This window comes from Cohaesibacter gelatinilyticus (assembly GCF_900215605.1).
Lineage (GTDB): Bacteria > Pseudomonadota > Alphaproteobacteria > Rhizobiales > Cohaesibacteraceae > Cohaesibacter > Cohaesibacter gelatinilyticus.
In genome coordinates, this window is the sequence record NZ_OBEL01000004.1 from 70,889 (window position 1) to 83,940 (window position 13,052).

Here is a 13,052-nt window from a genome sequence, read left to right on the forward strand (position 1 = left end):
TTTGCAAAGATAGGTAAAGTATGAAGAAAGCACTGATTACCGGAATCACAGGGCAGGATGGATCTTATCTCGCCGAGTTTCTGCTTGATAAAGGATATGAAGTTCACGGTATCAAACGGCGGGCGTCCAATTTTAACACCAGTCGTATTGATCATATCTTTCAGGATCCACATATTGAGGGCTCCCGTCTGAAATTGCATTACGGTGATTTGGCAGATACATCCAATCTGACCCGGATCATGGCCGAGGTGGAGCCGGACGAGGTTTACAATCTCGGGGCCCAGTCTCATGTGGCTGTAAGTTTTGAAAGTCCGGAATATACCGCGGATGTTGACGCGATCGGTACTTTGCGTCTATTGGAAGCCATTCGTTTTTTGGGTCTTTCCGACAGGACACGCTTCTATCAGGCTTCAACATCAGAGTTATATGGTCTGGTACAGGAAACTCCGCAAAGAGAAACCACGCCTTTCCATCCCCGCTCTCCTTACGCAGTGGCAAAGCTGTATGCCTATTGGATTACGGTTAATTATCGTGAGGCTTATGGGCTCTATGCTTGCAATGGCATTCTCTTCAATCATGAAAGTCCGCGTCGTGGTGAAACCTTTGTGACCCGCAAAATTACACGTGGGCTGTCCAATATCGCCCAAGGTCTGGATAAATGCCTCTATATGGGCAATATCGACGCCTTGCGGGATTGGGGTCATGCCAAGGATTATGTGCGCATGCAATGGATGATGTTGCAGCAGGATAAACCAGAGGATTATGTGATTGCCACAGGGCAGCAGTTCTCGGTGCGTGAATTCATCTATTGGAGTGCCGAGGCCCTGGGTATCAAATTGCGATTTGAGGGACAGGGATTGGATGAAGTGGCTATTGTAGAAGCAATCACGTCCGATAGAGCTCCAGCCTTGACTGTTGGGGATGTTGTCCTACGTATCGATCCACGCTATTTCCGTCCGGCGGAGGTGGAAACCTTGCTTGGAGATCCGACCAAGGCGAAGGAACAATTGAACTGGTTGCCAGACATCACCGCTCAGGATATGTGCCGGGAAATGGTTGAAGAAGATCTGAAAACTGCCCGCCGTCATGTGCTGCTCAAGGAGCATCAGCTTGATTTGCCGGTTCCGTCCGAAATTCAAGACTAATAGGGCAGAGGATCAATGAGCAAGCAACGCACTATCATGCTAACTGGCGGCCGTGGTATGGTCGGCTCCAATGTCAGGGAAAGGCTGGCCGGGTCTGATTGGAACCTGCTTGCTCCCTCGCACAGTGATCTGGATTTGCTGGATGCAGAGGCGGTGCACGACTATCTTGCTGTCCACCGCCCGGACATTATCATTCATTCTGCGGGTCTTGTTGGTGGCATTCAGGCCAATATAGCCAATCCCGTTGCATTTCTGGACAAGAACCTTGTTATTGGTCGCAATGTGATAATGGCGGCCTATGAGGCGAACATCGAGCAATTGATCAATCTGGCGTCAACCTGCGTCTATCCACGTTCAGCCTTAAATCCACTCTCTGAGGATATGATCCTTACCGGAGAACTGGAGCCAACCAATGAGGGTTATGCGATCGCCAAGCTAATGGCGTTAAGGCTTTGCCAATATGTGAATCGTGAACGGGGCAAGGCATGCTTCAAAACCATTATTCCTTGTAATCTTTATGGTAGGCATGACAAATTTGATCCTGCGCGCTCGCATCTGATACCTGCCATCATCCATAAGGTGCATCATGCCAAGCTGAACGGTAGCAAAGTGGTTGACATCTGGGGTGATGGTACCGCCAGACGTGAGTTCATGTATGCAGGAGATTTGGCAGACTTCTTGTACAGGGCTCTGAACAATTTCGATACTTTGCCAGATCTGACGAATGTCGGACTCGGGCATGATTTTTCGATAAACGATTATTATGCTGCTGTTGCCGAAGTGGTTGGTTGGACAGGGGAGTTCAGTCATGATCTTTCCAAACCTGTTGGCATGAAACAGAAACTGGCGTCCGATGCCAAACAGGCTGCATGGGGTTGGGCTCCAAAAACCAGCCTTAAAGATGGCATTCAAAAAACCTATGATTTCTATTTGGAGACACTGAACAAATGAGTGTTCGCTTTCCCCTTGCAACATCCACATGGGACGATGCTGAATATCAGGCATTACAGAATGTTATCGAGTCGGACCGGTTTTCCATGGGGCCGCAGGTTGCGCGCTTCGAGGAAGAGTTCAGCAAGGCATTTGGCAGCAGATACGCGATTATGGTAAATTCCGGGTCTTCTGCTAATCTTCTAATGGTGGCGGCGCTTTTTTTTAGCTCTAATCCGGATATCAAGCTTGAGCGGGGTGATGAAATCATCGTACCTGCAGTCTCTTGGAGCACAAGCTATTTTCCACTCTGCCAATATGGGTTGAAGGTAAAGTTCGTAGATGTTTCCTTGGAGACTTTGAATTTCGACCTTGGCGCCTTGAGCAGGGCGATCTCTGATAAGACACGCGCCATAATGGCCGTTAATCTCTTGGGAAACCCAAATGATTTTTCTGCCATTGGCGATCTGATAGAAGGTCGAAATATTGTATTATTGGAAGACAATTGTGAAAGCATGGGAGCCACATTCGAAGGGCGTCAAGCTGGTACATTTGGTTTGATGGGATCTTTTTCATCATTTTTCTCGCACCATATTTCCACTATGGAAGGTGGAGTGGTTGTCACCGATGACGAAGAGTTGCATCATATCATGTTGGCTTTGAGGGCTCATGGTTGGACGCGCAATCTGCCAAAGTTCAACAAGGTTACGGGTGAGAAAAGCGATGATCCATTTGAAGAAAGCTTCAAATTTGTTCTACCCGGTTATAATCTCAGACCATTGGAAATGTCGGGTGCTCTGGGTATCGAGCAGCTGAAGAAATTACCAGCGCTCATAGAAGGGCGCCGTAAAAATGGCGCTCTGTTCCAGGAGAAGATTGCTGATCATCCGCTATTTCTAATTCAGCAAGAAATCGGTCAGTCAAGCTGGTTTGGTTTTTCACTGATATTGCGCCCTGATACGTTACTATCTCGAAAAGATATTGTACGTCAGCTGGATGAGGCCGGATTTGAATGCCGTCCTATTGTTGCTGGAAATTTTGCCAAGAATGATGTTCTGAAATACTTCGATTTTGAGATATTTGAAACACTCGATAATGCTGATTATGCCGATCAAAATGGGCTCTTTATCGGAAATCACCACTATCCAATTCCTGATGCTTTTGATGTTTTGTCACGAATTCGATAAATCGACATCTTGTTGGTTACGCGAGAGCGGGACAAACTTTGGGATGCTAAAATGGCTTGAATTTGTGGCGTAGTGCGCGCGATGGGTTGAGTTTGAAGGCAAAGACCATTGCTTTTCGGCGCAGCTCTTTCAACTCTCTTCGCTTTGCTTCCTGCACCAAATGATGTGACAGCAACTGTCTGGATTTGGCGCTGCTGAAAAATCTTGTATGGATCATAATATCAAGTAGGAATGAAAGATCGTCGGATGGGAGAGCGTCAATTGCTTCTTGGTTCAGGATTTGATCTATAATGGAATAGGTGCGAAATAGCGTAAGTATGTCATTCGGTGCATTGGAGAGCTCTGGTGAATTGCTAGACCAGGAAAATTCAGGTGGTGTCGTCCAAGATTGAGAGGGATCAGGACGATCTGCCTCAATTTCGCGTGCAATCAGTATGATCATATCCTGAGAAAAGCGTTGGCGAACAAGATTGCGTTGGGTTACTTGCCCTGTATGTAGGCGATAATCTAGCAGCACATCCGAAAGGCCGACCAGTTTGGTTTTCTTGCTCATACGATACCATAGATCGAGGTCTTCAGCGCCTTTGAAGACTTCTCTATATCCTCCGGCGGCCAGCATTTCGGACTTGCGCGCCATGACGGTTGGATGATGAGGTAAGCAATTGCCTTCTTTAAGTGCTTTTGCGATTTCTTCTGCTGAAAGAGGGGTATTTGTCACCTTTTGAACTGGTGCACCCTGATCGTCAATTTTCCGCATCTGGGTAAAGACAAGTCCCACATCAGGATTGTTTTCCAGAAAGCGCCGTTGAATGGAGAAGCGGTTTGAATAGGAAATATCATCCGCATCCATTCGAGCAATGATATCAGCTTTTGCCTCTGCCAGCCCCCAGTTCAGGGCTGAAACCAGGCCAGCATTCTCTCGACTTAATATGCGGATACGATTGTCTTGGCGGGACATGCGTTCAAGAATTGCACCTGTGCCATCGATTGATCCGTCGTTTATTGCCAGAACTTCAAAGCTTCTAAAATCTTGTTCCAGTATACTAGCGAGAGCCTCTTCCAAATATTGCTCTCCATTATAAATCGGCAGAATAACGGAAATTTCAGGTAGGTTGGGCATAGTATAGCAGGTTCCAATCAAATCTGTCTTTTATCAATTTCTGGCTTTGGAAGCCTCGATCAGCTGGTGCTGATAGAATTTTGCGATGCGTATGAAACGTGAAAAGGCATAGTTAACCGACACCACAACACCCCACCAGCCATAAAGAAAGGCTTTGCGGGCAAAGTAGCTTTTGAAAAAGGCGAGAGGGAATTCGGTCAGAAGACGCCAGGAAGAGACGCTTCTGCCGCGTTTAATCATGTCTGCGACCTGCATGTCCGAATAGCGATTGAGCTTCTCGACAGAGAATTGGATGGATCGCTGGGAATAGTGATCGACCCGACCGGATAGTTTGGCCAGTTTGACATCTTCCTTGGGCCTGACTGTGTCATGGACCGGCGACTCGGAGAAGCGCCCTTTTCCCTTGTTATAAAGACGATATTGCCAATATCCAAAGGCCCAATCCTTGGCCGTTTTTTCATGCGGAAAGACATCGACGATATAAACTTTGTAAATATCATCCTCAGGTGCTGGAGTGAACAGAGAGATCATCTCTTGCGCCAGCTTTGGCGTAACCGCTTCATCAGCATCAATATTCAGAAGCCAGTCATTGCGACACTGATCCTCTGCAAAGCGCTTCTGATTACCATAGCCGTCCCATTCGTTGAAAAATACGATTGCTCCTGCGCCTTTTGCGATTTCAACTGTGCGATCAGTCGAGCCAGAATCGACAACAATGACTTCATCTACCCAGTCTTTGACGCTATTGATTGCCTTGAGGATCCGATCTTCTTCATCTTTGGCAATTATGAAGGCTGAAACGGGTAGCTGAGTATCCAAGAGACTATCTCGCAACTGAGGATGAATTCCAATTCGAGATATCGTATTGCCCTTGCTTTTGCAAGCTGCATCAACCGCGAGATTGAGTTGTATCAGCGTGCCTGGTCAGGTACGTAAAGTTCGGAAAAGGCCAGTTTTACGGCTGCTCGGACTTCTCCGCTTCGACGCTCGATATGGATGCGAATGGCACTGACCGTGTCATCCATATTGCGGGTTGCCAACGTATCCAGAATTTTGAGATGTTCTGCTGGGGTTCGCAAATGTTTGCTTTCCATATCGATGCTGCGCACAAACCGCATTCTTGCATTGATATTGGCAATCATACGCATCAGTTCATCACTTTGCGAAAGGGCAACAAGACTGGAGTGGAAGCTCTCATCCAGATCGACCATATCGGTAACAGAGGCATCCGCTTGATAGCCGGGTTCACTGTCGACAACTATTGTGCGAATTTTCGCGATGTCCTCATCCGTTGCGCGTAGGCAGGCAAGTCTTAAGGCTTCGCATTCCACTGCAACACGCGCTTCATAGAGGGAGAGAACCTTGTCAGGATCAAGAGAGCGGCAGAAGAAACCTTTGCCAGCTTCAAAGCGAATGAAGCCTTCCGCGGCCAGACGGTTCAGCGCTTCGCGAACAGGTGTGCGGCTGGCACCCAATTGTTTGGCGAGGGCTTTTTCGTTGATTTTCTGATCGGGCAGAAATTCGAAATCGGTGGCCTTTTTGCGAACAATTTCATAAATTGCATGAACGCTATTGGATGTCTCATTCATTCTGTCACACCTCTGATTGCAAGTGACGCGTTTCTTTGCAGGGTTGATGTGACCACGGGCTGTGAAAGAGCTGGAGTGTGATTTGATCAATTTCAGATCGTTGGGACATAGAGCCGGGAATAAGCGCGACGGACCGCTTCAGCTGCTTCTTCTCTGCGTCGTTTGATATGTTCGCGTATTGCCTCATAGGCTCTGTTTGCATCGCGTTGTTCCAGTATTTCCAGAATTTTCAGATGATCACTTCCTGCTAGATGCTTTCTCTCCTCCATATCAATCCAACGAATATATCGCAGTCGGGCATTGAGATTGGTGAGAATACGCTCCAGCTCCTGATTGTGGGAAAGGCGCAGAAGGCGCATGTGGAATTCCTCATCAAGAGCAACCAGAATATCCACCGGGGAGGCGCTGCAATAGGCTTCTTCACTCTTCTTGATAAAGGTCCGGATGGAGTGGAAGTCTGCGTCACTGGCGCGTAGCACAGCCAACTTCACCCCTTCACTTTCTATCGCCATGCGAGTTTCATAAAGATCGAGTACACTTTGAGGATCCAGCGGGCGGCAGGAAAATCCCTGTCCTTTTTTAAAGGCTAGAAAACCCTCGGCAACCAATCTGTTCAGGGCCTCACGCAAAGGTGTCCGGCTCGTTCCCAATTTGCGGGCCAGATTGCTTTCGTTAAGCGGTGCATCGGGTTTGAAGTCAAATCCGATAGCCATCTTGCGGACTTGTATGTATATGCGCTCAACATTGCTGATTTCCGCAGTCATTTTGCATTCCTCACGCTTTGTGCCTCATCTCCTTGTGAGCGGAGACAGGAGGTCAGTCATGGAAGCTGTCGGGTCAAACAACAAGATTTCAGAACAGAATGTCACCCCAGTGCATGACAATATATACAGGACGACAGATATGCACTTAGAGTATAATACATATCTGTATACAGAATGGAATGTTGATGGTCAACGTTGATCAGGATTTGTTTTATATGAGTTTTCGTCTCTTATCCGACTTGAGGCGGTCGTTAATACCAAAAATTGGTACATTCAATGGCCACCTACGAGATATAGACGGCCTGGATTTTTATCTTCACCGTTATGGATAGAACGGGTGTGGGCCATCAAAACGGCCGACCGGGATGACGTGAGAGACGAAACCATCGCGCCATTCATGCAGCATGAAAGCCCCGGGTTCCTTGGTCAGACAATTGGCGGCATCTTCACGCAAATCCATACTGACCGCGTGAGATGGTCCGGGGCAGGTCAGGCAAATACGGTTTGCAAACAGACTGGTGCTTGAGCGGTGCACATGGCCTGTTATCAGCCGAATGTCTCCCTCATATCGCTCTAGCAACTCGGTCAGGGCTTCTGTTTGCCAGAGATTATTCTGATCCATCACATGCAATCCGATGGTGACAGGGGGATGATGAAAACCGACAAGCAATGGTTTCCCGTCCGCAACATCCATCACATCTTCAAGATACTTTAGGTTCTGCCTGGATAATTCGCCATGGGATTTTCCCTGAACCAGACTGTCCAGACCGATGAGAATGAAGTTTTCCAATTCCATATGCCAACAGATGGGACCGGATGCCGGCATCCAGCTCTCGCCAGCGAAAGCGAAGCGCATATTGTCCCGACTGTCATGGTTTCCCGGTAAGGCGAGATAAGGCAATTGGAGTGGAGCCATGATCGCCTTGAAACGCTCGTAATCCTCCCGACTGCCATAGTCGGTGAGATCGCCGGTGATTGCGACAGCATCCACCGGTCCGATCGCGTCCAATATCGAATTGATCGTCTCCACAGTTGCTTCCAGTGCGTGGGTGGTATCCACGCGTCCATAGGCCAGATCGTTCGGCGGAACAATATGAGTATCGGTGATTTGCAGGATTTTTGACATGGCAATTCAGACTTCAGGAAGCTTCGAGTGTAAGTGTATTGAATTAGGCAGGATCGAGCATCAATAGTGCTGATGGATCGATGGAGAGTGAGACTGTTTCGCCTATGGCGGGAGCCGTTTGGCCGCTATGCAGGCAGTACAGTGCGTCTTCCATGATGCCTGAGAGAGCGATTTTGTAATGAGTGCCAAGGAATGTGACGCTGTTGACCGTCCCTTCCAAACTGCCGGTTTGATCGAGTGTCACATCTTCTGCTCGCACATAGAGATCCGGTGTGGAGGATGTTTTTGACTGGGCCTGTACAGGAAGGGCAATTTCCCCACCTTGCATCTTGAATTTCTTGTCTTGAAAATGACCGTCCAGCCGCATGGCATTTCCGACAAATTCTGCGACAAAGGCAGAAGATGGCTTGCGATAGAGAATTTCCGGGCTACCTACCTGGGCAATGACGCCGTCTTTCATCACCGCAACGCGATCGGCAATGGCAAGGGCCTCATCCTGATCATGGGTAACAAAAATGGCGGTGATGCCAAACATACGTAAAAGCAGGGCCAGCTCGTCGCGCAGTTCATCACGCAAGGCGGCATCAAGAGCAGAGAGTGGCTCATCCAGCAACAATATACGAGGGCGCGGGGCCACGGCGCGGGCCAAGGCGACACGTTGGCGCTGCCCGCCAGAAAGAGCATTGATGGAACGGTCTGCATAAGGTGTCAGATGGCAGAGTTCCAAAACATGGTCGACCCGTTCTGCAATCTCGGAGGTCGATAGCTTCTGCATCTTCAACCCATAACCGATATTGCCGCGCACAGACATATTGGGAAAGAGTGCATAGCTTTGAAAGACCATGCCGATGGCGCGTTTTTCAACCGGAAGCGCGGTGACATTGTCTGTGTCGAAGAAAATGTCACCTCCCTTGTCCGGTGTTTCCAGACCCGCAATAAGCCTCAACAATGTTGTCTTGCCACAACCAGAAGGTCCTAGCAGCGAGAGGATTTCTCCCTGTTCAACCTCCAACTCGGTCGGAAGCAGGGCTTTGGTGCCATCAGGATAGGTTTTGGCGAAATTTGAAACTTTAAGTGTCATGATGCAATCCTTTGTGCCCGGCTGGAGGCCCATTGCATGGCACTCAACAGCGGAACAATCAGAACAAAGAAAATCAGGGTATAAGCGGAGGCGATTTCAAGTCGCATGGATGCGTAGGAATCGGCCAATCCAACCGGCAGGGTCTTGAGATAAGGTGTATGCAACATCCAGGTAAGATTGAACTCGCCAATTGAAAGCGTGACCACCGTCAGTGATCCAGCCAGAATGCCAGGCATGGCATTCGGCACGATGACATCGCGAAAGCGTTGCCATGGCGAGGCACCAAGGCTGGCCGCTCCCTCTTCCAGACTTTTTAGATCCATGGCGGAGAGTACGGCCAGAACGGAGCGGATCATGAATGGTAAGGTATAGAGAACATGTCCCACCAGAATGAATGTCCAGTTGGTACGAAACCCCTTCATGGAGCCATAAAGTTGCAATAGGGCGAGAGCCAAAGCCAATCCGGGAATGGCAAGCGGCAAGGAGATGAATTCCTCCAAAAGGCGCGCCATACGGCCTTGATGTCGGGCCAGGCCATAGGCTGCCGGGACGCCAATGATCAGGGTCACTATAAGACAGGTTAGTGCCAGCCACAGAGACAGCAGAACGCTATCGGCATATAGCCCCCAGACCTTGTCGACCCATTTCAATGTGAAGCCGGATGAGAGACCGCGAAAGTAATTGACCGTAAGGCCTGCAAGAATGGACTGAATGGCGGGTACCAGCAAAAATGCACAGGTGAGCAGAGTGATGAAAATCTGAAAGGCGCGGATTTGAGTACGCATGATCTAACCTCCTGCCGCTGAAACGGTGCCCGAAAAGGATCGGGCGATAAGAAGCAGAATCCAGGTTACCAGACCGAGCAGTACGGACAGTGCGGATGCCATGGCGATATTCGCGGACAACGTAAATTCGGTGTAGATGACCATGGGTAATACATCGATGTCTGTTGCCAATGTGAAGGCAGTGCCAAAGGCGCCCATGGCGGTAGCAAAGGCGATGGCACCAGCTGCAATCAGTGAAGGAGCCAAACCAGGCAGGATCACATCCAGGACGACCCGGTAAGGAGGTGCGCCAAGAGAGCGGGCGGCTTCTTCCAGGGCCGGATCCAGCTTTTCTGTTGCAGCCATCACGGTGAGCAGGACGCGAGGAATGGAGAAATAGAGATAACCAAGAAACAGTCCGAACATGGAGTAGGCAAAGACGACATGTCCTGGCGTCAGCTGATTGATCAGGCCTTGCCGACCGCCAAGCAGGATGATCAGAAAGCCAATGACAACGCCGGGAAAGGCAAGAGGAAGCGTCAGGATAGAGACGAGTATACCGCGACCCCAAAAATCATTGCGTGCCAGAAACAGTCCGACAATGGTCGAGATAACAAGAGCCGTAAAGGTAACGGCAAGTGAGACCAGAACTGTCTGGACCAGACTATCCAAATAGCGTTCATTGCCAAGAATTTCACGATAGATCTGCCAGCCATATTCGCCTTCTCCAGACGCCAGAAACAGCTTCGCAATTGGCAATGCCAAAAAGGCGAAAGAGAAGATCAAAAGAGGAAGCAGACAAAGAAAGATGAATGTTCGTGCTGTCATGCCAATTCCAGATGATATGAAAGACGGGCGGATTGCAGATCGCCCATTGCCGGTTGCAGGGTCCGGCGGACAGACCCAATTCCCTCCGCCGAACCCGTTCACTGTCCGAAGTTCTACTTCACTTCAGACAGATAGCGCTCGCCAAAGCCTTTCTGGGCTTTTTCCATGGCAGCATAATCAACTGCCTTTGCACGGGCGTAATCGCTGGCTGGCAGGAATTTGGCGGCAACCTCTTTTGGTAGCTCGACAGGGCGAGCGGGCTGGAGATAGGCATTGGTCCAGATGGCCTGTCCCTCATCAGAGAGAATGAAATCCAGTACCTTCTTGCCTAGTTTTGGATTTGGACCATTGTTGACCAAGCTCATGACATAAGGCACACGCACGGACCCTTCACATGGCAGCACGAATTCAAACTTGCCGTCTTCTTCATATTTGCCGCGGTAGGCGTTGAAGTCATAATCGAACAGGATTGGAATTTCGCCGGACACAACGCGTGCATAAGAAGTCTGTTTTGGCACGATCGGATCATTCTTGGCCAGATCCTTGAAATATTTGATGGCAGGATCAAAGTTGGTAAGATCGCCACCAAAGGCCATATTGGCGGCAACGGCGCCGGCATAGCCAACAAAGGCGGAAGATGGATCCAGATAGCCAACCATGCCTTTGTAGGCTGGTTTCTTCAAATCGGCAAAGCATTGTGGCACAGGGGCATCGCCAAGGGCTTCGACATTCACGAAGAAGCCCAGTGTGCCATAATGGATGGCGAACCATTTGCCATCGGCGTCTTTCAGGCCTTCCGGGATTTCATCGAAGCCTTTTGGCTTGTAAGCGGTTGCTACCCCTTGATTGCCGGCCTTGATGCCGGTCGTTACGCCATAATAGGCGACATCGGCAACCGGATTATCTTTTTCCGCTAGCAGCTGACTAAGAGTCTGGCCCGAATTCTTGTTGTCATGTGGCATCTGCACATCGATTTTCTCATCAATGGCTTTCAACATGGAAGCCCAATCAGCCCATTGTGGGGGACAATTATAACAAATGGCATCTTCTGCCTGGGTTGGAGCTACCAGAGCGGTTGTCATCAGGACAGCGGTCAGGATATGTTTCACGGGTCGTTCTCCCTGAGGTTATGAAGAAATTGAGGGTGTGGGATGGCATGACGGTGAGGAAGTTGCAGCTTCTTCGCCGTCCGTTGTTTTCACTTCGGGCGGGGCAAGGCTTCCACCGGAGCGAAAATGGTAGGGAAGGCGCAAGGCCTTCTGATCGGGCTCTATCAATTTGAGAGTATCCGATTTGGCGTCGTTGACGAGCCGGGCAAGGACATGCCGGGCAGCCATGCAGCCCATTTGACGAGCATTGGTTTCAATTGTCGCCAGACTGGGGTCAACCATACGTCCGATCTCAATGCCGTCAAAACCGACAATTGATAGGTGCTGCGGCACCTGTCGGCCAAGGCTTTTGGCTTCACGAATAGCGGCAATCGCCAGAAAATCGTTGGAGGCAAATATACCAGTTAGGCCACCGTGGGCGGCCAACAATTCATGAAGCAACAGTGAGAGATCTCCGCTTTGCTCTTCGATCTGAAGCAGAACTGGTTCCGCCATACCAAATGACTGACAACCTTTTTGAAATCCCATGAAACGCTCACGAGAGCGATCAGAACTCTGGAAATTCAAGGCCAAAAAGCCCGTATGGTGATGACCTTCGGCGTGAAGCGCTTGCGCCACCCTGTGAGCTGCGGCGAAGTTATCGATGCCGCTGGCCGGGAAATCCGAAACTGAGCGGTTGAACATCAGACATGCGGGAATGCCGCGATCTCTGATCATGTCGAGTGCTTTGCTTGTCCCGGTGTCATTGACAGTTAAAATGATGCCATCCACCTGTTTGGCAATCAAAAGCCGTGTTACATTCTGCTCTTCTTCTGCGTCATATTTGGAGCATGCCAAAAGCAGTTGATAGCCCTGTTTTTGCACTTCTTCCTGAATGCCCTGAACGGCATCGGCAAAAATCGGATTGGCCAGTGATGGGACAATGCATCCAATGGTGCGTGTGGTGCTGGATTGAAGCGAGCGACCAATATCGCTGAAAACAAAGCCAAGATCTTCAGCTGCAGCAAGGACCTTTTTGCGTGTTTTCTCACTGGTGGAGCCAGTCCCATTGAGTACTCGGCTGACGGTTGCAACACCGCATCCGGCTTTTTGAGCTACATCCTTTATGGTCACTTTGCTCTTCACAAATCTACCTGTCACTCTCGTATTAAATCAGCCAAGGAACAGCATGATGATAATATGGAAACGTTTCCAAAAGCAATAGCAAGAGTAAATGAAGGTTATGTGACGATCAGATTTCAGTCCAAAGACATCGAAAGAATAGTGTGAAAAATCTCCGCTTTGATACCAAAATCTGACCTGGATCGAGTGCTTTTCAGGTCAGGTTTTTCATAGAGAAGTCAAAGATATCAGCTGGTGATTTGATATTCTCAAACGCACTTTTGTTCTGGCGTGGTTGTTGCTTTTTA

13 protein-coding genes are annotated in these 13,052 nt (G+C 49.3%); 3 read left to right on the forward strand and 10 right to left on the reverse strand.

What is annotated here, in order from left to right; translation table 11 throughout:
* Positions 1 to 20: 20 nt before the first annotated feature.
* The 3 genes from gmd to CRO57_RS16320 are packed head-to-tail and all read left to right on the forward strand — an operon-like array spanning position 21 to position 3,262.
* Entirely contained in the window at positions 21 to 1,145 is a 1,125-nt protein-coding gene (gene gmd / locus CRO57_RS16310) for a GDP-mannose 4,6-dehydratase (RefSeq protein WP_097154556.1), read from the forward strand.
* A 15-nt stretch (positions 1,146 to 1,160) separates the two neighbouring features.
* Entirely contained in the window at positions 1,161 to 2,096 is a 936-nt protein-coding gene (locus CRO57_RS16315) for a GDP-L-fucose synthase family protein (protein ID WP_097154557.1), read from the forward strand.
* A complete protein-coding gene (locus CRO57_RS16320) occupies positions 2,093 to 3,262 on the forward strand; it encodes a DegT/DnrJ/EryC1/StrS family aminotransferase (protein WP_097154558.1) in 1,170 nt (389 codons plus the stop codon). The genes CRO57_RS16315 and CRO57_RS16320 overlap by 4 nt, the downstream gene beginning before the upstream one ends.
* Positions 3,263 to 3,308: 46 nt before the next feature.
* Here CRO57_RS16320 and CRO57_RS16325 read toward each other — a convergent pair whose 3' ends face one another.
* From CRO57_RS16325 to CRO57_RS16370, 10 genes are all read right to left on the reverse strand, one after another.
* Entirely contained in the window at positions 3,309 to 4,382 is a 1,074-nt protein-coding gene (locus tag CRO57_RS16325) for a glycosyltransferase (RefSeq protein ID WP_097154559.1), read from the reverse strand.
* A gap of 33 nt (positions 4,383 to 4,415) precedes the next feature.
* Positions 4,416 to 5,201: a glycosyltransferase family 2 protein gene (locus CRO57_RS16330; protein WP_097154560.1), complete on the reverse strand. Its 786-nt coding sequence runs from the start codon at positions 5,199 to 5,201 to the stop codon at positions 4,416 to 4,418.
* Between the two features lie 92 nt (positions 5,202 to 5,293).
* On the reverse strand, positions 5,294 to 5,971 hold the full coding sequence (locus tag CRO57_RS16335; protein WP_097154561.1) for a GntR family transcriptional regulator: 678 nt from the start codon (positions 5,969 to 5,971) through the stop codon (positions 5,294 to 5,296).
* A 92-nt stretch (positions 5,972 to 6,063) separates the two neighbouring features.
* The gene (locus CRO57_RS16340) at positions 6,064 to 6,735 is read right to left on the reverse strand and encodes a GntR family transcriptional regulator (protein WP_097154562.1); all 672 of its coding nucleotides are present in this window, start codon (positions 6,733 to 6,735) and stop codon (positions 6,064 to 6,066) included.
* A gap of 322 nt (positions 6,736 to 7,057) precedes the next feature.
* Positions 7,058 to 7,861, reverse strand: coding sequence for a phosphodiesterase (locus CRO57_RS16345; protein ID WP_097154563.1), 804 nt, complete (start codon positions 7,859 to 7,861; stop codon positions 7,058 to 7,060).
* 43 nt (positions 7,862 to 7,904) lie between these two features.
* On the reverse strand, positions 7,905 to 8,942 hold the full coding sequence (locus CRO57_RS16350; RefSeq protein ID WP_097154826.1) for an ABC transporter ATP-binding protein: 1,038 nt from the start codon (positions 8,940 to 8,942) through the stop codon (positions 7,905 to 7,907).
* On the reverse strand, positions 8,939 to 9,727 hold the full coding sequence (locus CRO57_RS16355) for an ABC transporter permease (RefSeq protein WP_097154564.1): 789 nt from the start codon (positions 9,725 to 9,727) through the stop codon (positions 8,939 to 8,941). The genes CRO57_RS16350 and CRO57_RS16355 overlap by 4 nt, the downstream gene beginning before the upstream one ends.
* 3 nt (positions 9,728 to 9,730) lie before the next feature.
* Complete coding sequence (locus CRO57_RS16360) at positions 9,731 to 10,534, reverse strand: ABC transporter permease (RefSeq protein ID WP_097154565.1); 804 nt, start codon at positions 10,532 to 10,534, stop codon at positions 9,731 to 9,733.
* 113 nt (positions 10,535 to 10,647) lie between these two features.
* On the reverse strand, positions 10,648 to 11,616 hold the full coding sequence (locus CRO57_RS16365) for an ABC transporter substrate-binding protein (RefSeq protein WP_210200919.1): 969 nt from the start codon (positions 11,614 to 11,616) through the stop codon (positions 10,648 to 10,650).
* 45 nt (positions 11,617 to 11,661) lie between these two features.
* The gene (locus tag CRO57_RS16370) at positions 11,662 to 12,756 is read right to left on the reverse strand and encodes a LacI family DNA-binding transcriptional regulator (protein ID WP_210200907.1); all 1,095 of its coding nucleotides are present in this window, start codon (positions 12,754 to 12,756) and stop codon (positions 11,662 to 11,664) included.
* Positions 12,757 to 13,052 lie beyond the last annotated feature (296 nt).

What these genes read in the sequence shown, in the direction of transcription:
- CRO57_RS16315 (WP_097154557.1), top strand. Translation starts at nt 1,161, where the DNA reads ATGAGCAAGCAACGCACTATCATGCTAACTGGCGGCCGTGGTATGGTC.
- CRO57_RS16320 (WP_097154558.1), top strand. Translation starts at nt 2,093, where the DNA reads ATGAGTGTTCGCTTTCCCCTTGCAACATCCACATGGGACGATGCTGAA.
- CRO57_RS16345 (WP_097154563.1), bottom strand. Translation starts at nt 7,861, where the DNA reads ATGTCAAAAATCCTGCAAATCACCGATACTCATATTGTTCCGCCGAAC.
- CRO57_RS16365 (WP_210200919.1), bottom strand. Translation starts at nt 11,616, where the DNA reads ATGACAACCGCTCTGGTAGCTCCAACCCAGGCAGAAGATGCCATTTGT.
- CRO57_RS16335 (WP_097154561.1), bottom strand. Translation starts at nt 5,971, where the DNA reads ATGAATGAGACATCCAATAGCGTTCATGCAATTTATGAAATTGTTCGC.
- CRO57_RS16325 (WP_097154559.1), bottom strand. Translation starts at nt 4,382, where the DNA reads ATGCCCAACCTACCTGAAATTTCCGTTATTCTGCCGATTTATAATGGA.
- CRO57_RS16355 (WP_097154564.1), bottom strand. Translation starts at nt 9,727, where the DNA reads ATGCGTACTCAAATCCGCGCCTTTCAGATTTTCATCACTCTGCTCACC.
- CRO57_RS16350 (WP_097154826.1), bottom strand. Translation starts at nt 8,942, where the DNA reads ATGACACTTAAAGTTTCAAATTTCGCCAAAACCTATCCTGATGGCACC.
- CRO57_RS16360 (WP_097154565.1), bottom strand. Translation starts at nt 10,534, where the DNA reads ATGACAGCACGAACATTCATCTTTCTTTGTCTGCTTCCTCTTTTGATC.
- CRO57_RS16340 (WP_097154562.1), bottom strand. Translation starts at nt 6,735, where the DNA reads ATGACTGCGGAAATCAGCAATGTTGAGCGCATATACATACAAGTCCGC.
- gmd (WP_097154556.1), top strand. Translation starts at nt 21, where the DNA reads ATGAAGAAAGCACTGATTACCGGAATCACAGGGCAGGATGGATCTTAT.